The sequence below is a fragment of the Hymenobacter sp. B1770 genome (assembly GCF_049896385.1).
GTDB lineage: Bacteria > Bacteroidota > Bacteroidia > Cytophagales > Hymenobacteraceae > Hymenobacter.
The window spans coordinates 1-22,323 of record NZ_JAFCUF010000015.1 but is presented as its reverse complement, the minus strand read 5'-3'; the positions used below and the strand labels follow the sequence as shown (position 1 = coordinate 22,323).

At 56.3% G+C, this 22,323-nt stretch carries 20 protein-coding genes and 1 tRNA gene; 7 read left to right on the top strand and 14 right to left on the bottom strand.

Annotation, left to right across the window (positions count from 1 at the left end; translation table 11 throughout):
- Positions 1 to 564: 564 nt before the first annotated feature.
- Complete coding sequence (locus ACP7AJ_RS20365) at positions 565 to 1,224, bottom strand: ABC transporter ATP-binding protein (RefSeq protein WP_092674649.1); 660 nt, start codon at positions 1,222 to 1,224, stop codon at positions 565 to 567.
- A gap of 140 nt (positions 1,225 to 1,364) precedes the next feature.
- Between ACP7AJ_RS20365 and ACP7AJ_RS20360 the strand changes: the two genes are divergently transcribed.
- Both ACP7AJ_RS20360 and sucC read left to right on the top strand, forming a co-directional pair.
- Positions 1,365 to 2,534, top strand: coding sequence for a glycoside hydrolase family 113 (locus ACP7AJ_RS20360; RefSeq protein ID WP_426062049.1), 1,170 nt, complete (start codon positions 1,365 to 1,367; stop codon positions 2,532 to 2,534).
- 72 nt (positions 2,535 to 2,606) lie between these two features.
- Positions 2,607 to 3,803 carry an ADP-forming succinate--CoA ligase subunit beta gene (sucC, locus tag ACP7AJ_RS20355; RefSeq protein WP_426062048.1) on the top strand — a complete coding sequence of 399 codons (1,197 nt, stop codon included), beginning with the start codon at positions 2,607 to 2,609 and terminating at the stop codon, positions 3,801 to 3,803.
- A gap of 130 nt (positions 3,804 to 3,933) precedes the next feature.
- On the opposite strand, the gene ACP7AJ_RS20350 is transcribed toward sucC, so the two are convergent.
- Positions 3,934 to 4,404, bottom strand: coding sequence for an Ohr family peroxiredoxin (locus tag ACP7AJ_RS20350; RefSeq protein WP_426062047.1), 471 nt, complete (start codon positions 4,402 to 4,404; stop codon positions 3,934 to 3,936).
- Positions 4,405 to 4,567: 163 nt separating this feature from the next.
- On the opposite strand from ACP7AJ_RS20350, the gene ACP7AJ_RS20345 reads away from it, so the two are divergent.
- The 4 genes from ACP7AJ_RS20345 (at position 4,568) to ACP7AJ_RS20330 (ending at position 7,367) form a co-directional block, all read left to right on the top strand.
- Positions 4,568 to 4,639, top strand: a tRNA-Arg gene (locus ACP7AJ_RS20345).
- Between the two features lie 88 nt (positions 4,640 to 4,727).
- Positions 4,728 to 5,000, top strand: coding sequence for a hypothetical protein (locus ACP7AJ_RS20340; RefSeq protein WP_426062046.1), 273 nt, complete (start codon positions 4,728 to 4,730; stop codon positions 4,998 to 5,000).
- A 421-nt stretch (positions 5,001 to 5,421) separates the two neighbouring features.
- Entirely contained in the window at positions 5,422 to 5,928 is a 507-nt protein-coding gene (locus ACP7AJ_RS20335; RefSeq protein WP_426062045.1) for a hypothetical protein, read from the top strand.
- Positions 5,929 to 6,149: 221 nt separating this feature from the next.
- Positions 6,150 to 7,367 carry an esterase/lipase family protein gene (locus ACP7AJ_RS20330; protein WP_426062044.1) on the top strand — a complete coding sequence of 406 codons (1,218 nt, stop codon included), beginning with the start codon at positions 6,150 to 6,152 and terminating at the stop codon, positions 7,365 to 7,367.
- 64 nt (positions 7,368 to 7,431) lie between these two features.
- On the opposite strand, the gene ACP7AJ_RS20325 is transcribed toward ACP7AJ_RS20330, so the two are convergent.
- Positions 7,432 to 8,001: a hypothetical protein gene (locus ACP7AJ_RS20325; RefSeq protein ID WP_426062043.1), complete on the bottom strand. Its 570-nt coding sequence runs from the start codon at positions 7,999 to 8,001 to the stop codon at positions 7,432 to 7,434.
- A gap of 382 nt (positions 8,002 to 8,383) precedes the next feature.
- On the opposite strand from ACP7AJ_RS20325, the gene ACP7AJ_RS20320 reads away from it, so the two are divergent.
- Complete coding sequence (locus tag ACP7AJ_RS20320) at positions 8,384 to 9,493, top strand: hypothetical protein (protein WP_426062042.1); 1,110 nt, start codon at positions 8,384 to 8,386, stop codon at positions 9,491 to 9,493.
- A 173-nt stretch (positions 9,494 to 9,666) separates the two neighbouring features.
- Here ACP7AJ_RS20320 and ACP7AJ_RS20315 read toward each other — a convergent pair whose 3' ends face one another.
- From ACP7AJ_RS20315 to ACP7AJ_RS20265, 11 genes are all read right to left on the bottom strand, one after another.
- On the bottom strand, positions 9,667 to 9,993 hold the full coding sequence (locus tag ACP7AJ_RS20315) for a hypothetical protein (protein ID WP_426062041.1): 327 nt from the start codon (positions 9,991 to 9,993) through the stop codon (positions 9,667 to 9,669).
- A 139-nt stretch (positions 9,994 to 10,132) separates the two neighbouring features.
- Complete coding sequence (locus ACP7AJ_RS20310) at positions 10,133 to 11,005, bottom strand: hypothetical protein (protein WP_426062040.1); 873 nt, start codon at positions 11,003 to 11,005, stop codon at positions 10,133 to 10,135.
- A 101-nt stretch (positions 11,006 to 11,106) separates the two neighbouring features.
- The gene (locus tag ACP7AJ_RS20305) at positions 11,107 to 12,717 is read right to left on the bottom strand and encodes a DUF3987 domain-containing protein (RefSeq protein ID WP_426062039.1); all 1,611 of its coding nucleotides are present in this window, start codon (positions 12,715 to 12,717) and stop codon (positions 11,107 to 11,109) included.
- Positions 12,718 to 12,856: 139 nt separating this feature from the next.
- Positions 12,857 to 13,750: a BT4734/BF3469 family protein gene (locus ACP7AJ_RS20300; RefSeq protein WP_426062038.1), complete on the bottom strand. Its 894-nt coding sequence runs from the start codon at positions 13,748 to 13,750 to the stop codon at positions 12,857 to 12,859.
- Positions 13,747 to 13,947 (bottom strand): hypothetical protein, encoded by a 201-nt coding sequence (locus ACP7AJ_RS20295; protein WP_426062037.1) that lies wholly within the window; start codon positions 13,945 to 13,947, stop codon positions 13,747 to 13,749. The genes ACP7AJ_RS20300 and ACP7AJ_RS20295 overlap by 4 nt, the downstream gene beginning before the upstream one ends.
- Positions 13,940 to 14,260 (bottom strand): helix-turn-helix domain-containing protein, encoded by a 321-nt coding sequence (locus tag ACP7AJ_RS20290; RefSeq protein ID WP_426062036.1) that lies wholly within the window; start codon positions 14,258 to 14,260, stop codon positions 13,940 to 13,942. Before ACP7AJ_RS20290 ends, ACP7AJ_RS20295 begins: the two co-directional genes overlap by 8 nt.
- A 114-nt stretch (positions 14,261 to 14,374) precedes the next feature.
- Positions 14,375 to 15,922, bottom strand: a complete 1,548-nt coding sequence (locus tag ACP7AJ_RS20285) for a hypothetical protein (RefSeq protein ID WP_426062035.1) — start codon at positions 15,920 to 15,922, stop codon at positions 14,375 to 14,377.
- A gap of 94 nt (positions 15,923 to 16,016) precedes the next feature.
- Positions 16,017 to 17,282 (bottom strand): tyrosine-type recombinase/integrase, encoded by a 1,266-nt coding sequence (locus ACP7AJ_RS20280; RefSeq protein WP_426062034.1) that lies wholly within the window; start codon positions 17,280 to 17,282, stop codon positions 16,017 to 16,019.
- A gap of 646 nt (positions 17,283 to 17,928) precedes the next feature.
- Entirely contained in the window at positions 17,929 to 18,282 is a 354-nt protein-coding gene (locus ACP7AJ_RS20275; protein WP_426062033.1) for a hypothetical protein, read from the bottom strand.
- Between the two features lie 371 nt (positions 18,283 to 18,653).
- The gene (locus ACP7AJ_RS20270) at positions 18,654 to 21,320 is read right to left on the bottom strand and encodes an outer membrane beta-barrel protein (RefSeq protein WP_426062032.1); all 2,667 of its coding nucleotides are present in this window, start codon (positions 21,318 to 21,320) and stop codon (positions 18,654 to 18,656) included.
- A 345-nt stretch (positions 21,321 to 21,665) separates the two neighbouring features.
- Entirely contained in the window at positions 21,666 to 22,046 is a 381-nt protein-coding gene (locus ACP7AJ_RS20265; RefSeq protein WP_426062031.1) for a transposase, read from the bottom strand.
- Positions 22,047 to 22,323: the final 277 nt, after the last annotated feature.

Genomic DNA, 22,323 nt, shown 5'->3' with positions numbered 1-22,323 from the left:
TCATAAAAGTGATAAATAGTGAGGCGACACACCGAGGGCAGGATAGCGAATATCATATTGATAATCAAATGCTCTTGCCTTTTCTGCTGAGCTTGTCGAACCGAGAGCAGGCGTTACCAAGCGCCACTGTCATTTCACTGGTCATTCAGCAAACGTCTGTCATGCTGAGCCTGCGAAGCATCTTCTCACATTCCAACAAAATCGTTGTGGCGTAAGAGGATGCTTCACAGGCTCAGCATGACAGACGATTTTAACGAAGCGGTAGAGATGCTTCCTTCGTCAGCATGACAGACAGGAACAAAAAAGCCGAAGCATCTCAGGATGCTTCGGCTTTTTAACGATAGTGTTTTGGGCAAGTGCCGTGCGGAATGCGAGAACGATGTATAGACGCGACACTTCGCGTCTCGGCGTCCGCGCCATCAGGGAAATGCAACGGGACTATCGTTCGGGCATCGTTGAACGATGTAGAGACGCGAAGTGTCGCGTCTCTACATCGTTCTAGCGTTCCATTCCTAGACGAGGGTAAATGGGCTATTAGAAAGCCTTTTAAAAGTCCTGGGCTGCTTACCCGCCTTCCAAAATGTGGCCGTCGCGCATCACAATCTTGCGGTCGGCCATCTCGGCCAGCTGGTCGTTGTGCGTGACGATGACGAACGTCTGGCCCAGCTCTTTGCGCAGCAGAAAGAAAATCTGGTGCAGTTCCTGAGCGTTTTTGGTGTCGAGGTTGCCGCTGGGTTCGTCGGCGAAGATGATTTCAGGCGAGTTAATCAGGGCGCGGGCCACCGACACGCGCTGCTGCTCGCCGCCGCTCATCTCGCTGGGCTTGTGGTCGGCACGGAACTCCATGTTGAGCATGCCGAGGAGCTCGCGGGCCCGCACGCGCACTTCTTTTTCGGAGCGGCCGGCCAGGTAAGCGGGCAGGCACACGTTTTCCAATGCCGTGAACTCCGGCAGCAGGTTGTGAAACTGGAAGATGAAGCCAATGTGCCGGTTGCGAAACCGCGCCAAGTCGTTGCGGCCCAGACTGCTAACTGACTCGCCATCAAACAGTACTTCACCTGAGTCGGGGCTGTCCAGCGTGCCCAGAATGTGCAGCAAGGTGCTCTTTCCGGCACCTGAAGAACCCACAATACTGACGATTTCCGACTTCTCAATCGTTAAATCGATGCCCTTGAGCACGTTCAGGGAGTTATAACTCTTATGAATGTTGATAGCTTGCAGCAACGTCGGGCAACGAATAAGCGTGAGTGATGCGGTAGTGGCAAAGCTACGCACAATCCGCGCAGAGCGAAGCTGGACCGCTTGTACATACCGAGCAAACCGTTTGGCGTAAAAGTTATCTGCTTGTGACTGGACTATTTCCCATGCCCCAACTCTTGTTTTTGTGGCGCCGCTGGTGGCCAGTGGCCTTATTGGGTCTAGGTATTCTGCCTTTGCTGGCGTTATGGTCGTGGCCCCGCCGCCCTGGCAACGCGGGCCCGAACATGGTCCGCGAGCTGTCAGCTGCTGGCAATGGCCACCTGTTTACGGAGGGGGAGGGGCGTGCCGCCCTGGCCTACGACAGCACTCGCCTGCGCGGCGTGAGCTGGGTGGGCGGCGACTCCACTACGGCCGCCGAGCTGGAGCCCCTGCGCAAAGCCCACGTGACGTGGATAGCCCAAATGCCCTTCGGCTGGCAGGCCGGGGCCAATGAGCCGGCCATCAAGGTGCGAACGGAGCGGCGGCCCGGCCGCGGTGGCTACTGGGGCGAAAGCGACGCCGGCCTTATCCATACCGCCCAATTGGCACACAAGCACGGCATCCGCACCCTCATGAAGCCGCACCTGTGGGTGCGGGGCAACGGCACCTGGCCCGGCGACATCAAGATGACCAGCCAGAAAGACTGGGATACCTGGTTTGCCAGCTACTCCAGCTACATCCTGCACTACGCCAAGGTGGCCGAGGAGGCGAAATTCGACGGCCTCTGTATCGGCACCGAGCTGCTGCATGCCACCGAGCCGGCGCACGAAAAAGCCTGGCGCAAGCTCATTCGTGAGATTCGGCGCGTGTACCACGGCCCGCTCACCTACGCTGCCAACTGGAGCATCGAATACCAGCAAATTAAGTTTTGGGACGCGCTGGATTACGTGGGCATTCAAGCCTATTTCCCGCTGAGCACTGCGACCAATCCTTCGCTTGAAGCGTTGGTACAAGGTTGGCAGCCCCATTTGCGGGAGCTCGCGGCTTGGCAGAAAAAAATTAAAAAGCCCATCGTTTTCACCGAAGTGGGCTACAAAACCACCCCCGACGCTGCTGCCCGGCCCTGGGAGTGGCCGGAGCGCACGGCGGCCCTCGCCACGCCCGACGAGGCGACCCAGGCCCGTTGTTACGAAGCCTTATTTAGGACCTGTTGGGGTTTGCCGTGGCTGAAAGGCATGTTTATCTGGAAATGGTATCCCGGCCTGGCCGCTGATGGACCAGCCCGGCGTCATGCCGATTTTACGCCTCAGCACAAGCCCGCCGAGGCAGTACTGTCGCGTTGGTATGGGCAATAAGAGCCAGAAGGCGTACTTTCGCGTCAGCAACCGAAGGTCAGCGAAGATAAACCCCACCCCTTTACCGTTTTTATGAACATTCACGAATACCAGGGTAAGGACATCCTGAAAAAATACGGCGTGCGCGTGCAAGAAGGCATCGTAGCCGACACGCCCGAGGAGGCCGTAGCCGCCGCCGAGAAACTCACCGCCGACACCGGCACCAGCTGGTACGTCATCAAGGCGCAAATCCACGCCGGCGGACGGGGCAAAGGGGGCGGAGTGAAGCTCGCTAAAAACCTGGAGCAAGTGAAGGAGATTGCCGGCAACATCATCGGCATGCAGCTCGTCACGAAGCAAACCGGTGCCGAAGGCCGCAAAGTGCACAAAGTGCTGGTAGCCCAAGACGTGTACTACCCCGGCGACTCAGAGCCGAAAGAGTACTACATGAGCGTGCTGCTCGACCGCGCCACCGGCAAAAACGTCATCATCTACACCACCGAGGGTGGCATGGACATCGAGGAAGTAGCCGAGGCGCATCCCGAGAAAATCCACCGCGAGCACATCGACCCGGGCGTGGGTCTGCAGGGCTTCCAGGCTCGCAAAATTGCCTTCAACCTTGGTTTAGAAGGTGAGGCACAAAAGGAAATGGTGAAGTTCGTGACCGCCCTCTACAAGGCCTACGACGAAACCGACAGCGCCATGTTCGAAATCAACCCCGTGTTGAAAACGTCGGACAACAAAATCCTGGCCGTTGACGCCAAGGTGACGTTGGACGAAAATGCCCTGTTCCGTCACAAAGATTTCGTGGCCTTGCGCGACTTCAACGAGGAAGACCCCTTGGAAGTAGAAGCCAGTCAGAACAGTCTGAACTACGTGAAGCTCGACGGCAACGTGGGCTGCATGGTGAACGGCGCCGGCCTAGCCATGGCCACCATGGACATCATCAAGCTTTCGGGTGGCGAGCCTGCCAACTTCCTCGACGTAGGGGGTGGAGCCAATGCCCAGACCGTAGAAGCCGGCTTCCGCATCATCTTGAAGGACCCGAACGTGAAGGCCATCCTGATTAACATCTTCGGCGGCATCGTGCGTTGCGACCGGGTTGCTAACGGCGTGGTAGAGGCCTACAAAGCCATCGGCGACATCCGCGTGCCCATCATCGTGCGCCTGCAAGGCACCAACGCCGAGGAAGGCGCCCGCATCATCGACGAAAGCGGCCTGAAGGTTTCTTCGGCCGTGTTGCTGAAGGATGCTGCCGCCCGCGTGAAAGAAGTGTTGGCTACTGCCTAGTTAGTTGTCAGTTAATAGTTGTCGGTTGTCAGTGATAATCGGCCATAAAGAAGCCCGTCTGAGTAATCAGACGGGCTTTTTAATTTACTCATGCGGTCATTGACGCGTGCGCCTGACAACTCATAACTATCTATTTTTCTTCGGCCACGCCGATGTTCTCTTCTGCTTCTACCGGTACTGCCTTGCCCTGCACGCGCAGCTCCACTTCTATGTTGCCGCTGGTACCTACCGAGTAGGGGCAAATTTTGTGGGCCTGACGTACCATATCAATGGTTTTAGCTTCGTCGAACTTTTTCAAGTCAACGTCGAGAATGGCGCTCAGGCCATAGGCCTCGCCCTCCTGAAACAGCGTGACCGAACACTTTACGCTGGTATCATTGTCGAGCTGGTCGCCGGCTTTTTGGGCAATAACCAGCAATGCCTGCTGAAAGCACGAAGCGTAGCCGGCTGCAAATAACTCTTCGGGGTTGGTAGCGCCTTTTTTGCCGCCCAAGCCTTCGGGAACCGACATATCCAGGTCGATGGTGCCGCTGGCGGAACGAACGTGGCCGCTACGGCCACCAACGGCCGAGGCATCGGCCGTGTACAGATTCTTTTTCATAAATGAGTGTAGAAAGTGAAAGTTTTTAACTGGAAAGCACTGTTGGCTTAACTGCATTTGAGCCCGTTGGGTTGTGGTAGTTCTGGCAAGGTCTTGAGGAATTGTAGCAATAGATTTGGTCAAACTCGCTTTTGAGGCTACTTTTGCACTCCTATCCAGACCCGGCCACGTCGTACAACGGATAGTATGAGAGTTTCCGAAGCTCTTGATTTAGGTTCGATTCCTAACGTGGCCACTGAAAACCCCCTTTACAGCTTGTTTAGGGGGTTTTTCTTTGTGCATAGGACGGCATGTAGGACAAATTTGGTTAATCGAGTTGTGAAATGACCATCCATTCCTTCAATGTCCTATCCAACGAGGTACAACAAGCTTATGTGTACCGGGAAGGGATATACATCGCCCGGCGCTGGGATGATTTTCACCAAGCGGTCAACCTTTACCAAATGCCCGATGGGTTTTTTGTTGAGCTGAACTATGACACTGACCAGAACCGGGTCACGCACCTTTTTGCTTTTGAAGCTGGTAGCGAGGATGACCGACTGCCCGATTACGCCATGTTCGTGAAGTTACCGGATTGGCTGCCAGATTCGAACTAGCCATGTTTGGCAACGGCTACCGCTTTCGCGTAGGTGACATTGTGCACTTGCCCGGCGATACAACATTCATCGAAATACGTTGGCGTGGTCAACTATTGCTGGGGCCCCCAGGCGGGCGGCATCGGGTAAACGTTTACTGGCTGGGTGAGCCGCACTGGGATTGTTATTACGAGGATGAAATTCTGGCTATTGGTCAGCTCCCATTTTAATAGGAAAGCCGCAAACATTTGCCGGGCGTATATTTGCCTAAGCCCGAAAGGTTGTAGTTGCCAGCTCCACCTACGGCAAAAGCCCCGCGTTCCTCAGTCGAGGGCGCGGGGCTTTTTTATGGAAGCGTTACTTAATCTAAAGGAGAGAAGGGGCAGCCTGCTTGTTATGTTAGAATAGCTTACTTACTTGCAATGGATATACTTCACCTACTATGAAAAAGCTGATACTATTTTTGCTGTTCCTGTTATCTAATAATATTTGTTTCTCGCAAGATGCGAACTACCTAGGCTTTGTGCGTCCAGATACGGGTTATAATGATTTTCATGATACAAACTTTAATAGTTACTGGGGCAAAAAAGAAGAGGCGATTACTAATCAAATACTATTAACCAAAAACTTCAAGAAGGTTGTAGACGAGTTTAAGCATTCAACCCATATCATTGTCTATGAAAACCTAAAGCTACATAATACGTCAATTAACCTATACTTTAATGATAAAAATGGTCTTGAAAGGATAGCAGTTAGCCGTTATTATGGCGATTTACCGCAAGAAAAACTGGATCATTTAATACTTCCGATGATGACAGGGTTTACGCCGGACTCAGAAGGTGTTTACCGAGATAAAAAAAAGAATGTAACATCTTGGCGTACGCAGAATGAATCTGAGGGCAGCTTTACTGATATCTACATTCCGTACACAACCCTTAGACTTAACTAAAGGCGCTTAATTATTTAATAAGCCCCGCGTTCCTCAATCGAGGGCGCGGGGCTTTTTAATGACTGTCCTCCTTTTGAAATGGGACAAAACGGCACAGCCTTGGCGGGGCGAAGGCGATAGCCACCCGCTAACCTTACGGACACCAGCTGCTGGATAAGCTGAGGAAACACCAGTGACGTAACTTAGCTTTGAGGTGCCCTACCCAGCTTCGGCGACGACTTATGCCCACGCTTCTCAACTCTACCGCCCCAGCAAATCCGACGTATGCGGTGACGCTGGTGCATGGCACCTTTGCCGAAAATGCTGAATGGATACAGCCCGCCTCTGACTTCGCTCAGCAGTTGGCGGGGCATTTGCAGCACGAGGCCGTCATCTCCGCCTTCAACTGGTCCGGGGAAAACCTGCATTCGGCACGGCTGGACGGCGGCGCCCACTTAGCCGAGCATTTGCGGCGGATGCACCACCAGTACCCCACGGCAGAACAAGTGGTAATTGGGCACAGTCACGGCGGCAACGTCATCATGTACGCCGTCAAAAATTTGGGAGTGTTGCCGTTTACACTGAAGGTGGTCACTATGGCCACGCCGTTCCTGAATATACAAGTACGGGAACTGGCCTCGGCAATGCAGGTGCTGCCCTATATCGCAGCGGTGACTCTTGGGCCGTTACTATTTACGCTTACCATTGCCCTTAATGTATTATTTTTTTTCTATTTGGGCCAATACATTGCTTGGTTTAGTGGTGGAACAGGGATGATCTTCACGTTCATTGGAGTTTTCTATTCGTTGCCCGGAGTTACCTGGCCACTGGCCAAAAAGGGGTTTCTATTTTTCAAGAATCTTGGCCCTGTTCTGGAAGCCTCCGCGCAAGCAAAAAAAGCCATTTTAGACATCGGTGGTGACACCACCTATGCTTCGTTATCGGTTGTATTCCAAGGAGACGAAGCGGGTATGCTCTTGCACTTTTCTCAATTTATGGGCAGCTTTTTCCTGCGCCTGTACGGCCGCATAAATACAGCGGCGCAATTCATCGTGAATCGCTTTGCGTCAATTGCTATGCTCTGGCTTTTTGTCTTAGTTGCAGCGGTTATTGCGAGCGAATTATTGAACAATAAAGCCGATGAAACTTTTACATATGCCTCCATTTACTTCATGTCGTTCCTTCAGACGGTTTTTGCCCTCCTGTTTTGGCTGGTGCCGTTTATACTGCTGAGCTCTCTGCTCATCAAATCCAATCCGTTGTTTTTCGGCTGGGAATCCCTCTCGCAAATTTTCCTGTTGCGGACAGATGTAGACGCCCGCCCTTACCACTTGGGCGCGAATGAACTGCACGTGTACGAAGCCCATTTTAGCCGGTTGGCGAAACGCAACATTCGGCACAGCTTAGTGTATGCCGACGCGGCCATCATCAAAGACATTGCCGAGTGGATTTGCAAATAGGTAACCAATGGCAGTAAGGCCACCCTTTCTGTGAACCGGTGGTGAACAACCAAGCCCGGCTTCTTTATTCAGTCGTTTCCGTCGGCGTTGCAGCAAACAACTGGTTCACCCGAGGCTGCAGCATCCAGAGGCCGACGGGATAAAACCAGAGCAGGAAAAATTCTCCCACGTACTCACTTAGGGGCACGGGCGCGTTTCGTTCCACCGTTTTCAAGGCTTTGGCGGTGAAGTAGAGGCAGTAGAAAATGCCCGCCATCGACGATAAGTGGAGCAGCACGAACACGGCAATCACACCTCCGTTCACCCCGTCTGGCGTCCCGCCGCGGAAGGCGTTCCAGCCGTACCCCAGCAGCAGGCCCACGTACGCCACCGGCAGGAAGGCGGCCATCCGAAACCGATTCAGGCTCATCGGAGCCGTGGCGGGCAGCCGGCTGTGCAGGTGAGTGCCCAGCGCATAAAACCACGCCAGCAGCAGCCCCAGGGTCAGGAACGCGACGACTAGAATGCCTACCGCGGCCCAAGGCCCCGGCTGTCCGGTAAAGAGAACCGACATCACCCCCACTTGGAGCGCCACCGGCACCCCGAACAAGAGAACAAAAAGTTGCCAGGCCTTGAGGTGTAAAAGTGCTTGCATGTTCGCGAAGGACGCCACAGTAAAAATTATCAACTCAAACTTACACCATAAGCCCGCCTTAGTTAGAACGCTCGATTTTCTGAACTACTAGCAACAGCCCCTATTAGGCGGCCTACCTGTTGCTGCAGCGTCTGGCGAGTTTAAGAAACTCGTCTACTAATCAAAGTTCACGAAATGCCTAATGGAGATAAGTTTCGTGAACTCCATTGTATCCAATTAACGCTCGTTTGCTGGGGACTGAATAGACGTTCGGAAAACCTCCATGAAAAGGCAAATCGTTAGGAAAACAGTAGTTTTGCGAATGGAAATTTTTGTAAAAACTAATGCTGTATTAGTCAACTAATTCCTGGCTCTCCTTTATAAGTTCTAGGTTGTAACAACAATGGAAATAAGTATCTATGACTTACTGAAAGATCCAATTTTCAATACTCCTACAGAGTACGATGGGGATTTCTTGCCGCATGTTGAAAAAATACTCACTCAATATCTAACAAAGCTGAAATCGGTTTCTGCTATTACTGGTAAAGGCAATGGTAATAGTATAAGTGGCGAAAATATGTCTCTTGTTATAAGCAGGCAAGAAAAATTCATTAATGGCCTAATTAAGACTATTGAGCTTTATTTAGATGGCCAGCCAGCACTTGCTTATATTCTTTTATATAACACACTGAATATAGATAATAAGGAGCAGCCTGGCATAAGATGGCGAGTCACGTTTTATGCTCCATTGTATAGAGCAAGAGTATCAAATGAAACTGAGCTCTTTATGAATGAATTATTCCATATTTCATTTGCAAAAAGAGGACTTGTTAAAAATCAAAGGTTCAGTATTGCAGGTACTCCATCACTTTACCTATCTAATAATTTATATACTTGTTGGAAGGAACTTGGCTGCCCGAATTTAAATTCACTGCACTACGTGCAAATGCACCATGTCCCAGAGGCACCGGTTAGATTCCTTAATCTAATTTGGGATATCGATGCTTATTCTTTGGATCATTTAAATTGGTTTAATAGCTTAATGAAATGGCCTCTGATTGCTTTGTGCACAATTAAGGTTAAGAATCCAAGTGATAATTTCAAGCCAGAGTATATACTACCTCAATTGTTGTTGCAGTGGGTCAGGAATCATAGTAGTTTTGACGGAATCGCTTATGACTCTACTCATATTGATAAAAATAATACGCCGCAAAAGGGTGCTTTTACTAATGTAGTTCTTCCTGCGAAGGAAAGTAAATCATCTGGATATTGCTTGAATTTAGCTAGTAGACTCCAATCTACTAAGCCATTGTCTGCAGGGAAAATTTTGTTAGACGAAAATAACTTTATAAATCAAGATTTGAAATTAAATACCTCATCTTCGACAATCATTGTTGAAAGTGAAATAGAGCCAGGTGCATATATTACATACGATGATTCGGTAATAAGCAAGTTAGAGGGTTACAGCTATAAGTTTAGCGGAAAAAAAGTAGAAGAATTGTTGGTTCAATGATTAAGGTGGTTAAGATTATTATCCCTACTACAACCGCAGATGAGCCAAGTGGCTTATTTGCCCTAGCCCGAAAGGTTGTAGTTGCCAGCTCCACCTACGGCAAAAGCCCCGCGTTCCTCAATCGAGGGCGCGGGGCTTTTTTTACAAGGCGACAAAATTACCAGGGCGGACCGTCATTCCACAACGCCCCTGGCTGCAATCAGTTTGTCCAGCAGGCTTTGCCTGGCGTCGCCTAAGTTCATGGTGACTTCTATTCGGCTGTTTGCTTCGTCAGTGGCCAGGGCCGTGCGTTGCAGCTTGGGGGTTACAAACTCGGCCAGCTTCACATAGGCATCTATGTAGTCCTTGCCGGTCAGGCTGTCAAGTTGGGCGGCCAGCTTCACGGCATCGGCCCCGGCCAGGGCGGCGGCAATGGTTTCGCGGGCGGCGGCCGTGGCTTTGTTGGCGGCTCCTTTGGGGCGGCCCGTGGGGTTGCCGCTGGTTCCAGTTTCGTAGGGCATGGGACTGTTTTTTATTGTTGTTTACAGTGAAAATACGTCGGGACTTTTGGGGTTCTATTATGCACGTATGCGTGTGCGGCGGGCTTCTACGGTGTGGGCGTGGGCGGCTTTAGACAATTAGACCCCCTACCCGGTGGCTCTAAAATGGCGGGTATGCTTCCAGTTTCACGGCCAGCATATTGCTCAGGCATTCGTGTAGCAGCGCGTAGCCGGCCGCGTCATCGGGGGGCATGGTGGCGTGTAGTTCGGCTAAGTGTTGAGCCGCGTTCAGTACGGCGCAGAAATAAGCGGTTAGCCGTTCGTTGGCCACGTCCTCATTTATTTCCCGCTCTATCTGGTCAATCACAGGAATAGGCACCATATGGCCGTTCTCATCTTGCCTATACAGGGGCATTTCCACGCCGCCCACGGCCGCGAACAGCTTGCGCGGGGCGAAGTCGGTTTGGTGTTCCACGGCTACGGTAAAGCGATGAAAGTCAATCGGGCTGCTGGTGCCGATGTATTCCCCGTGGCTTTCGGGGTCGGGAAAGAACCGGCCCAACTCTTGGTGCAGGCTGTATTCGGCCAGGCGGGCGGGGTCGTCGGTTTCGGTTACTTCCCAGCCTTCGCCCGCTTCGGGGTCGCCCGTGCCGTTGTGGTGCCAGTCGGCATCTTCGCCGTCCCCGTATTCGGTCAGCATATACCGGCGGTGGGCTTTCGCGTAGGCGGTCAGGTCGCCCCCGTGTTCGGCATAGAACTTATCCAGCAGTTCGGCTGCCTGCTCGATGTGCCAATACAGACTACCCAGCGCGTTGCTCAACACCGTTAGCTCATAATAGCGTTGGGCTTGGTCAAGAATGGAGAGGGCGGGCACGTCGCCCCGTGCCTCGGCTGCAAACGCCAGCCGGCACGCCCGCATTGATTCGCGGGGAGTGCTGAAGATTTCCAGCGTGGAAAGGCCGCTCAGGTAGGCATTGAACAAGTGAGCCAGCGGGGTTTCAGCCTTGATTTTTTCCAGAATAGTAAAGCGCATACGGTTGGGGTTGAAGGTGGGCACAGCCCACGGCGTTAGGGGTAAAAGTGGTGTTGCAAAGTGTTGCGTTGCGCTTTTGCAACGTGCAACAGTTGCAACACTCAGGGCAGATTCAGCCAGCGGGAAACCGTGGAATAGTGGATGCCCACTTGCTCGGCTATGTCCCGAACGCTCAGCCCTTGCGCGTGTAGCTCGCGTACCCGCGTTTCCTGCTCGGCCTTCGCGGCGAACTTCCCGCCCCCGGGCCCGCCGTGGGGGTTAGGCAAGGCGGCTAGCACAGCCAGAGCGTGGGCGCGGGCTGTGTCCATAATAGCTAGGGCGGTGCTCACGTCAATTGGGTCGCATTCGAGGCGGCCGGCCGGGGCTTGGCCGTTCTCAAAGCAACGCAGCACGGTCAGCAGCCCGGCAACCCGAAAGGCTATCAGCCCCAGCCGAAACGCTTGGCTAGCTCCCGCGCCCCCGCCGTGGGCGGTGGCATCGGTCAGGCCCGCCGCGCCGGCCGCGTTCAGCCGCTGCCAGTCGCTTACCGATAACGCAATTTCCACGGGGTACGCGCCGGTTTCGTCGGGCACGGGCGCGGCCTTAATCATGCGCGTTAGTTCAGCGGCCAGGGTGTCGAAATACGGATCAAGGGGCGGGCCGGCGCTGGGGCTCACGTCTTGCCAGGCGGGGGCTTGCGCGAAGGTGTAGAACAGGAACCGGCTCACTAATCCGTCCTCCGCCGTGGGCATCAGCCGGGGCAGCTGGCCGGGGGTGCCGGTCAGGGCAATGCTCAGGGCGGGGCGGGCCAAATCGAGGTGTTGCCGGTCGGTTTTGCGCAGCAGCGACACGGGTTCGTGCTGAAAGGCTTTGCGGAGCACGTCGCTGAAGTTGCCAAAGTCCGCCCCCAGTGCCCCGCTCAGGGTGTCGGCTTCGGTTTCGCACATGATGCCGCGCCCGTCGTTTTCAGCCAGAGCCGTGGCCAGCGCGGCGGCTGTGGTGTTGCCCGGCAAGTACAGCAGCTTGTGCGGCGGCGGGGCATCGGGCGGCGGACTCAGACTGGCTTTGGCTTTGCCGGCGTTTTTGTAGGCAGCCAGCTCGGCTTCGTACTCGGCACGGGCCGCGTGGCTCGCGTCGGTCAGTTCTTTGTGATACGGCCAGGCCAGCCGCCGTGCCCAGGCTAAGGTGCCCTTGCCGCTGGCTGCCGGGGCAATGATGAACGCAAACAGGTTCAGCCCAAACCGGCGCTTGTTGTAGGTGCCGCCCACGGCCGGAAAGCAGCCCGACAACACGGCCAACGTGCCCAGCAGCATTACGGCTTTTTCGTGGCCTTCGAAGGGCTGGCAGCAGCGCCGTAGGTAGTCGGGTAGTGCGTCGTACACAGCCGCCGGGAAGGTGTCGGGCAAGGGCGCAGCCTGCAATTTTGCTTTTTGTCCGGAATAGGCGGTAAAATCGGTTTTATTCCCGGCCGCTGTGTAGGGCTTGCGGCCGTGGGCGGCGGCTTCGCGGGTGTAGATGCCGCGTAGGGTTTGCTCAATTTCTCGCCTCTCAAAGTCGGGCGTGGCGTAGCTGGCCAGGGCGTGGCTTTCCAGTTCGGCCAGGGGTACGCCCCGTTCGTTGCAGAAGTAGCCCAGGGCCGTCAGCCAATGGTTGCGGCCGCCCACGGTGGGCAGCGGCCCGTGCCGGCTTTCGTAGTGGGTCAGGCACCAGCCCAGCACGTCATCGGCCGGCATTGTTGGAGCAATACGCGCGGGCGTGGGCGGGCGCGTGTACGCGCGCGTACTGGTAGCGGAATGCGGCGGGGGAGCGGGCGTTGCGGCCCGTAACTTGTTAATATCCATTGTTGCCAGCTTAAGAGTGGGGGTGTAGGGGTCAGGCCGCGTAAGCGGGAGCCAGCCAGGCATCGGGCGCGTAGGGCACGAAACAGGCGCGGGCTACGTCCTTGCCGGCCTCGTCGGGCACCAGCCCCAGGGCGGCGTAATGCGCGGCCAGGTAGTCGGCACAAGCGCGGAAGGTGTCGAGGTGGGCGGCCGTGGGGTCGGTGCGTACAAAGGCTTTGAGCCCGTCCCCGCTGGGGCTGGTGAACAGCAGCACCAGTTCCGGCCCCAGCAGTTCATCGGTCAATAGCGCGGCGCGGGCGGCGCTCAGGTCGGGCACGTGGTCAAAGTCCAGCACTAGCAGGCCCGACGAACGTTCCAGCCCCGTGTTGGCCCGCCGGGTGAAGGTGCCGGCGGGCGTTACGTAGTCGAGTCCCTTTTTCAGTTCGGCCCGCTCAGGACTGCCCACGGGGGCGGCGCGTAGGGCATCGGTTTGGGGGCGGTGCCGGGGCGAGGTCAGTACCGTGTGCAGCTGAGCCGGGGTAATGGCCGCGTCGGGCGTGGTAGTGGCAATGCCGCCCCGGTAGTAGCTGAACCGGGGGGCGGGCGGGCTGGCAGGGCCTTCTACTAGTTCGGGCACGGCCTCGGCTTGCGCGGGCGCGTTGGGCTGTCCGGTTGTGTTCAGTTCTTCAACCGCTGCCAGCCGTTCATCTTGCTCGGCTAGGGTCAGGGGCAGCTGGCGTAGGCCGCGCCCGTCGACAGTGGGCACCAGCCAGCCAGCAGCCAGCAAGTCGGACACGGCGGGGCCGGTGCCGGCGGGGTACATTTCAGCCAGGGCCGTAGCCAGCGCAACAGCCGTGGGCGTGGCCTTGCCAGTTAGGGCAAGGGCACAGGCCAGCGTGTCGGCTCCGAACGGCCGGGCGGGGGTAGGCAATACGACGGCGCTCATTGCTTTCGGCCTTTCCGATAAGCAGCCAGCACAGCGGTTAGCTCAGCATCCGATAAGGCGAAACGGCGGGCCACGTTGCCCCGGCCTGTTTCTGAAAAGTCGAGGCTGGGGAGCGTGTCAAGAAAGACCGACAGCCCCCGGCGCGTCATCAGCAGCGCCCGGCCGGTTACCAAATTCGTGTTGGGGAGCTTAACCACGGCCGCCCCCCTTCCCGGTTTTCACCGTGCGCTGGTGCCCCTGCAACGCGGCCAGCACATCGGCCCGCAAAAAGTACGTGCGAGAACCTAGCTTTTTATAGGGTAATATACCTTTTCTCTTGTGCTCGTGAATGGTTTGCACCGTCACGTCTAGCAACTCAGCCGCTTCGCGCACCGTCAGCAGCTCATCGGCTGGGGCGGCGTTGCCCACAGGCGCGGCCGAGGCGTGGCTTTGAAGTTCGTGCCGAATAACGGCGCGTAAGTCATCAAAGAATTGTGGGTAGTCTATTCCCGCTGTTATTAGGGTGGGCATTTTACAACGCTTAGCCGGGGGTATGAACCGGGTTGGCGTTGTAAAGAGACTGCCCAGCGGGGGGCAGAATTTACAGAATTACAGACTGTAGAAATAATGTAGAACTGTAGAAATTCACCGCTTAGGCAGAAAGGCCAGGGCACGGGTATAGGGCAGGCTGGCGGGTTCAGGCATTGGCGTGTAATTACGGGCAAGGGTGTGTTTGTTTGCTATATCTTCGCCGTAGTGGTGGGATAGAATTCGGGCTATTTTCGCATTGTTAGAATGCTTTAAATAGCCCTGCTCCCGTAGTGCGACAATGATACCGACTACCGCCGAACCCTTAAAATCTGGGGTGGGGGTTCGGGGGCCAGCGTCAAGTAATAGCCCTGCTTTTGTCAGCAGTTCATCAAGCTCGGCAAGGGAGAATTTTACTCCTTTTTTCAATAGGTCAGCCCATTCGGTTTCGAGGTCGGCCGGCTCGGGCGGCGTGTCGAGGGGTTGGGGGGCAGCTATGAGTGGGGCTTCCCCCAGCAACGCGTTTAGCTTTTCAAAGGCGGCGCGGGCCTCTATTTGCTTGCAAAGCAGCACGGCACGCAACCCAAACCAAAAGGTCTGGCTTACCCATTGGCGGGCATGGGATAAGCCGCCCGGCTGTCCCGCCAATTCAAACCGTAATTGTGGGTAATCGGCGGGAAGGTTGGCCGGGAAATATTCTTGACGTTCAAACATTTCCTGTTGGCGCTTTAGCCGCTCGCTATCAATGCCAATCAATGCCTTAACATCTAGGCGTAGCGCTTTCTTTTGGTCAATGCTTAGGGCTGGCAAAGCGTCATCAAATGCTTGCCTTAATGGGGCTATATCGGCTGCAAACCCATCCCAGTCTATCAAGTGTTGCGGCACCGAATAGCGCGGGGTGCCGTTGTCATGTTCTTCTACAATGGGCATCCGTTTTAGGGCGGCCATATAAGCCCCGGCGGGGTCGCGTTGGGCTTTTATTTGCTCCCGTATCCAGCCCGCCCACCATTTCAATACCGCTTCTAAGTTGTTACGTGAGTAGGCACTGTATTCCTTGCCTAGTAAGACTTTGGTTTCTTGTTCAGTTGCAGCCAGCGGTGTTAATGCCTCATGCAGCCGGGCGCAAGCTTTCAAGAACTTGTTTGCGTTGGGGTGGCTATCCCTTTGCTCGCACATCTGGCCCGCTAATGAGTACCGTTTGCCGTTCGGTCGTTCGGCCCAATGCAGCAGCCACACGGCTAACTGGTGTAGGGCGTTTGCATCGTCGGCCGTGGTGCCGTGAATAGCAGCAGCTTTGGTAAAGTAACGGCGCACATCGGCGGCGGGGGTACCCTTTGCGGGCTGGGTAGCTGGGGGCGTGGAATCTAATCGGCGGGCGCATAGGGCTTGCACCTTTTGGCTTTCGGGCACCGTGCTTTGTCGCTCTAGCCAGTAATCAAACTCCTTACCCCCTTTATATTCTTTGGGGTACGGGTAGTCAGTTTTGATTTCCAGTAGGTTGGCCGCCAATTCGCAGGCTTGCCAGTAAATATCCTTTGCGTATTTCAGCAGCTCAGAAACTTGATACGCTGTTAGTTCAGCAACAAATGCCGGATGCTCTAACGCTTTCAGATAGAAAGTCCTTAGAGCCGCTGGGGACAGCGTTGGGTCGTTTACAGGGTTCATAGCTTGCCAGCTCTTTTGTGGGGGGTAATAATACAACCGTGCCCCGCATTGCGCGGGCGCGTTGCGCTGTCGGGTTTTGTCGGGTTCCTCCTACTTATTCCGGCATTTCGTGGAACCGGGCGAATTCCTCAGCAACGCGTTGGGGCGTCAGGTTCACGTACCGCTGAAAGGCTTTGTAAGACGTGTGCCCGCTCAGCTTCATTACAAATTCGGCGCTCATGCCCTTGCCCAGGTTCAGGGTTACGAATGTGCGGCGGGCGGTGTGAACGGTCAGCCGCTCGTACTTCGGGCACGTCGTAACGTCGGCAATGCCGCCCCGGTAGCGTATCACTTCTACGGGGGTATCGATGCCGGCCAGTTGCCCCAGCTCCTTTAGAAACCGGTTCAGCACGGGGTTGGTAATCGGCTGGTTTTTTACGCTGGCCAGTTCCCCAGCCAGCAGCCGGTTCACAATGTCGAGGGCGCGGGCGCTCAGGGGCACGGTTACCACGGCGCGGGTTTTCTTCGCGGTCAGGCGCAAGTGCGCCGGAAGGGTAGCCGTCGCGGGCCGTAGGTGCTGGGGTTTGATGCTCACCAGGTCGGAATACCGCAGCCCCGTATAGCAAGCCAGCAGAAACCAGGCGCGGGCTTTTTCGAGGCGGGAGCCCACGGCCAGGGGCAACGATTCGATGGCGGCCATCTCGGCAATGGTTAGCGTCAATACATCGGGCTCCCGTTGCGCCCATGTCACCCGGTCAAGGGCCGTGTTGGTGGTGTAGCCGCGTTTGGCCGCCCACTTCATAAACGTTTTGAGGCGGGCCAAATTCTTGCTAATGGTGTTATCCGTCAGGCCGGCTACTTCCAACAGGTAGGCTGTCCAGCGGTCGCCCACGGTGGGCGTTAGGGTGTCAAAGTCAATCGCGTACTTATTCAGCTCGGCAAACTCCCTCAAGTGCCGGCCGGCGGTGGCGTGGGCTTGCGCCGTGGCCACGTTGCCGGCGGTGCGGGTGTAAACTACCCATTCCGCGAAGCGTTGCCAGAACAGCCCGCCGGGGGCTACGGCCACGGGGGCGGGCTCAGCCGGGGTTTCAAACTCAGCCAGCGCCCGTAGTTCCTCAGCCGTGGGCACGGTGCCGGCGGCCAGGTGGGCATCGGCACAGGTGCTCAGCCTTTCGGCCAGCAGCTCTAACCAGTCATTGATTGCCCCGTTGCGAGGGTAGCCCCGCGTCAGGGCGCGGCGCTCTGTTTCGTCCCATTGCCGGGGGTGAATGGAACGGCCGGCGTACACCTTTACCCGCTTGCCAGCGAAGCTCAGGAAGGTGAAGATGGGGGTAGGCTTATCCGCGCCGGGCGCGTTCAGCAGGAAGGAGATTTTTGCCACGTTGAAACGGGTTGTAGTTGCCGTTTCAAAGATAAGTAGTCTGTCCTATTTAGGACAGTTTGTAGGACAATAAATCTTATTCATACCGTATTTACACCACATCTAAACCGATAGGACAAAGGAAAAACAAGCCCTATTAGCTGCATTGAGCTATGTTTGTAGCGGTTTGAGTACGGGGCCTGAATGTGGGTTGCATTCCTAACGTGGCCACTACAAACCCCTTCTACACCTTGTGGAAGGGGTTTTTGTTTACTAAGGGTACGCATAGGGGGTACACGTCCTAACTTTCTTGCCTTCTTTTCCAGGGGGCGGGCTGAAAATTTCAGCCGTGTATCTTTGTGCAAGCCCGAAAGGTTGTAGTTGCCAGCTCGCCTACGGCAAAAGCCCCGCGTTCCTCAGTCGAGGGCGCGGGGCTTTTCTTTTGTTCGCTGGCAACAGTAGCCGTCCAAACAAGCCGGAATGGAATTTACGAATAACAGCTGGCGCGGTGCGAAAAATGCGTTTTAGAACAAGTAGGGTTGTGCTTGCCTAATTCATATGAAAAGCACGCAAAAGGCCCGGCAGTAATTACTGCCAGGCCTTTTAATATTACTAGGAACGAGTCCAAATAGGAACTGCGGCATCTAAATGCTTTAGGTTGTCTGTATTACAAATTACGTACGACAACTATTCCACCGCTCAGCACGCCCACCACAACTTGGTTGTCAGAAAGATTCAGCAGGTCATTGAGTAAATTGCTGTTGTTGCTGGCAATCGGGCTGTTATTCAACACGTTGTTGAGGATGTTAACGTTGATGGGTACGTTGTTATTGTTGAGCACGTTTGAGACATCAATTACGTCAGTAATGGTTATGTCGCCGACATTAACTGTGACTAGGCCGGAAACAAGTTGGCCTACAGTCGAGATAACTGGTAATGTTACTTGCGCTTGGGCTTTATTGGTACCTGCAGCTAGGAACATGAGCAGGAAGGTGGCGAAAATTACACTGAGCTTTTTCATGGTATTTGTGAAAAAAGGGTAAAACATGAGCCTTTTTACGTTTTCTATAAACCTCAGACTATTAAAATGCTAGCATGGAAGTTGCTCGCCATATTTAACGAATTCGGGAACATGAAAAGCTAACATGATGGAATGCAAGTCGCTTCTATTTCATTAAGGCGGAGTTTGAAATGGATAAAAGAACTGCTAAAAACGCGATAAATGCCAAAATTATGTAGCGAATTGTTAACCAGTCTGTAATCAGGAATTTGTAAGGATTTAAGAAAAAATTGATCTGCGACAAGTATTTTGATTTTTACTGCACAATATAATAATCTTTTAGTATTTAAGTATTCATCATATCCAGAGACTTACTCATATTTCTCGGGCCCTTATGGGATGCTTCGGGCGGGTTTGAAGTTATAGGTAAAGCCCAGCAGGAAGAAACGGCCTAGGGCGTTCTGCGTCGATTGCTCGAGGAAGTTTATGGTGGCCGTTTGGCTGACGCCGAGGCGGCGGTCCAGGAGGTTGTGGGCCGAGAGGGTGAACTCGCCCCGGTTATCGGGCAGCACCAGCCGCGACAGCGAGGCATTCAGCAAGGGGATGGCCTGCGCCAGCCCGGCGCCGGTGTTCACGAAACGCTGGTAGGATGCATCGGTCGACGCGGCATACTTCTTCAGGAACTGAACCGTGGCATCGGCCGAATAGCTTGTATTGAGGAACGACGCGTTGCCGGGGCGAGCGGTCGGGTAGCGCGCCGAAGTCGCAGTTAGCGCGGCGCGCAGATTCACCTCCACCAACTGCGGAAGCCGATAAGTATACCGCGCATCGCCTCCCGCCGATTGCTGCGTGATGCGCCCCACTACGCCGTTGAGTAGCGTGGCGCTTTGCCCCTGCCGCAGGTACGGGCTCAGCGTGAAGCGGCTTTTCAGCTTTTTGACGGGCATGCTCACGCTCATCACTGCCGCAGCCGACCAGCTTTGGGCCACATTCACGTACCGGGTCGTGCGCACCTGCCGCTCGTCGAGGGTAACGGCGGCCGTGATGGGATTGGCCGAGACAGTGGCGTTCACCGAGCCCGACAGAAAGGCCCCGGCCGTGCCGCGGGCCCCGGTAAAAGTCAGCTTGCCCTGGTGCAGGTACTCAGGGCGCAGGCTAGGATTGCCCAGGTACTGGTTGAGCGGGTCGTAGCGCGACACCACTGGCTGCAGCTGGGCGAGGGTCGGCTCCCGCACCGCCGTACTATAATTGAACGCCACCCGGGTCGAGCGGCTCAGCTGCTGGTTGGCGGAGAGCGCGGGCAGCACGTTGGCGAAGCGCCGGTCCACGCCCTCGCCGCCGGCCGCGGCCTGGCCCGTGAGGCGAGAGAGCTGGGCCAGGGCGCCGGCCGAGAAATTTAATTTACCGCGCTTGAGGCGGTACGTAACCCCGGCCTGCTGGAAGAGAAAGCGCAAGCGGAACCGCGTGCTTTGCTCAGGGTCGGGCAGGTTCGGGTCGAGCAGCAGGTCGAACACGTCCAGTGCGGACCGGGAGGACCGGTTCGATACTGCGTAGGCGGCTTCCACGTACTGCTGCGGGGCCAGGGGTTGGGTGTAGGCCATCCGGGCACTGAAGCTGCCGTCTTGGCCGTCCTGCGCGTTGCGTTGCTGCTGGACTTCGTCGGGCCCCTGCCGAAACCGGGTCAAAGCCGTGGATGCCCCCCGGGTCCGGTCCTGGTTGACCTGGCCTTCCCCGCTGAAAGTCAGCAGCCGGTCCGACCGGCCAAAGCGCTGCCCCAGGAACGCCCCGGCTTGCAGGCTGCCGGTGCCGGTGCGGGTGCGGGCGTCCCGCACGCCTTCGTTCTCCAGCGTGTCGCCCACGCCGAACGAATGCCGGGCTTCCGTGCTCAACACGTCGGTACTCGCGTAGGTCACCGAGGCGTTGAGCTTGACCGTGCGCAATGAGTCCCGGTGCTCCACGCCGGCTATGGCGTTGTGCAGGCCCGTGCTCGTGCGCTGCCCGCTGTTCTGATAATAGAACGCTGTGCCCTCGGGCAGGAAATTTTGCCGCAACAGGTTGGTGCGCACCTGGGCAATGGAGTAGTTGCCAATGTAATTGCCGTTGACGGAGGTTTTCGGGCTGAGCTTCTCAAAGGCTGTAAGGCCCGCCGAATGCGTGGTTGCCACGCCCGGCGAGGCCGACCGGGCCCGGTCCGTGGTGGCCCCCGGGGCGGTGCCGCCCGTCAGGGGTCGGTTGTTAACGTTGTTGCTGGACGCCGAGGCCGACCGCATGGTTTCGCCCCGCAGCCGGGTGTAGTTGCCTTGCGCGCCGTAGCGGCCGTGGGTGCCCGCCGCGGCCGTGGCTTTGCCGAAGCCCGAATTCTTGTGGTCGGCCTTCAGGGTGAGGTTGATAATTTTCTCGCGCCGCCCGTCATCAATGCCCGAAAAGCGGGCCGCCTCGGACTGCCCATCGATGACTTGAATCTTGTAAATGGCGTCGGCGGGCAGGGTTTTCAGGGCCATCTGGAGGTTGCCGCCAAAGAACTCCTTGCCCTCCACGAAGATGCGCGTGACGCTTTCGCCCTGCACCCGCACGTTGCCGTCGGCGCCCACGTCCACGCCCGGCAGGCGGGCCAGCAGCTGGGCGGCATCGACATTGGGCCGGGGGGCAAACGCGCCGGCGTGGTACTCGACCGTGTCCTGCTTGACGGTGACGGGGTTGACGTCGGCCGTGACCGTGACTTCTTTCAAGCCCACGGGCACCGGAGTGAGGGTAATCAACCCCAGGTCCAGGGTGTCGGCCTCCATCGGTGGGGCGACGGTGCGAAAAGCGGCCCGGTATCCCACAAAGCTGACTTTGAGCAGGTAGGCCCCGGTCCCGACGCTGCCCAGGACGAAGCGGCCCAGTTCGTTGGTCACGGTGTTGGCCACCACGGCCGAGTCCGCAGCCTGCAACAACAGGATAGAGGCCGCGGGCAGCGCCTGGCCAGGGGCCTCAACCACCCGGCCGCGGATGGCATAGGTCTGCGCGAACGTCAGGTGCCCCGTAAGCAGCAGAAATAACAGGGCCAATTTTCCCATGGGCGATGTACAGTCTGGCGGGTACCCCCGTCGTTCATTCTGATGAAGCTTAACGAAAGAAGGACTTGGAGGGTACCGGCCCGCATGAATGCTGGGTACGCGAACCCAGCCGAAACGGCCGGCTTCCTTCCCGATGGGGATTGACCGGTCCTGCAACAGCCCGGCGCAAGCCGGTAAGACCGCTGAGGCAGATGCGTAAGCTTGCCGGAGAACGGGCTTCTTGAACGACGGGCCTGCGCCAAGCGCAAGAAGGTGACTAAGCAGCTAGGTTGTGGGTAAGCCGTGGCCCTTGAGTGCGGCTGGGGGCCGCGCCGTTGCGTGCGCAGGGCAGGGCCCGCGGCGGGGCTAGGAGCAGGGTGGCAGCATTCTTTTGAGCAGTTGGATTTCCAGTTGCAGCCGCCCGATGGCCGCGTAGAGCGGCTCCACGTCTGACGGGGCCGGTTCGGCAAAGACCTGCTCCGCCTTCTCCAGCAAATGACCCTTCCAGCGGCAGATCTGCGCCGCCGATACCTGGTAGCGGACCGCGAGTTCAGCCAAGGACTGCCGCCTAGTTAGGGCGGCCAAAGCCACCTCGGCTTTGAAGGCCGCCGGGAAGCAACGACGGGTGCGGGTTTGGTTCATAGCGTTGACGCCGATCTCTGCAACAAAGAGTCCAACTTTGGGGGTGCTTCGGTCGACGTTGGTGAAGTCAAAGCCGGCCCCGGTCTGGGCGCGATGACGTCGCAAAAGTTTAGGCGTTTGCCAGTCTTGAGGTCTTAAACCAACATTCAGCCAAACGGTGGTGGCTGTTGCAGAACTCCCATCCTGGTGGCCTGGGTGGTTCGTAAAAGGAGTATGCAAGGCAAGAAGCAGTTTCTCGACAAAGAGGTGGCCCGCTTTCGGCTCTCCGAGCGGGTGCCGCCGCATAATCTCTACCGCCGGTTGGCCGAGCTGGTCGACTGGACGTTTCTCTACGACGAGACCCGGGCGCTGTACAGCCACACCGGGCAGCCCTCCTTGGACC